The organism is Anaerotignum faecicola (assembly GCA_024460105.1).
Lineage (GTDB): Bacteria > Bacillota > Clostridia > Lachnospirales > Anaerotignaceae > JANFXS01.
The window spans coordinates 1-420 of sequence record JANFXS010000398.1; the positions used below are offsets into that span (position 1 = coordinate 1).

The 420-nt window shown below is 49.3% G+C and carries 2 protein-coding genes; both read left to right on the forward strand.

Annotated elements, in window-relative coordinates; translation table 11 throughout:
* Positions 1–254 (forward strand): His/Gly/Thr/Pro-type tRNA ligase C-terminal domain-containing protein (locus NE664_14560; GenBank protein MCQ4727857.1); only part of this gene is annotated, 254 nt, incomplete at its 5' end.
* A 73-nt stretch (positions 255–327) separates the two neighbouring features.
* Positions 328–420, forward strand: a 93-nt coding sequence (locus NE664_14565; GenBank protein ID MCQ4727858.1) for a DUF1540 domain-containing protein, incomplete at its 3' end; no start/stop codon positions are given.

The window sequence follows — 420 nt, forward strand, 5'->3', positions numbered from 1 at the left end:
GCGAGCTTAAGTCAAACGGCATTCTGGCAACTGTGGATGAGCGCGCGGAGAAGATTGGATACAAGATCAGGGAGGCGCGTCTGGCGAAGCTTCCGTACATGCTGGTAGTCGGACAGAAGGAAGAGGAGGACGGCCTTGTGTCTGTCCGCAGCCGTTTTAACGGAGACGAAGGACAGAAGTCCCTTTCCGATTTCATCGACGCCATCAGCCGCGAAATCCGTACAAAGGAAATTAAGACAATTAATGTCGAATAGTTCCTGTCCCGTCTGTGCATAATAACTCCTGCAGAAGCGATAGAATTTTAGAATTCTCAAGGAGGGATATTCCATGACGAGATTAGACTGTAACGTGACAAACTGCCTTCACAATGCGGAAAACTGCTGCTGTAAGGCTGCAATTATCGTAGAAGGCGAGCAGGCA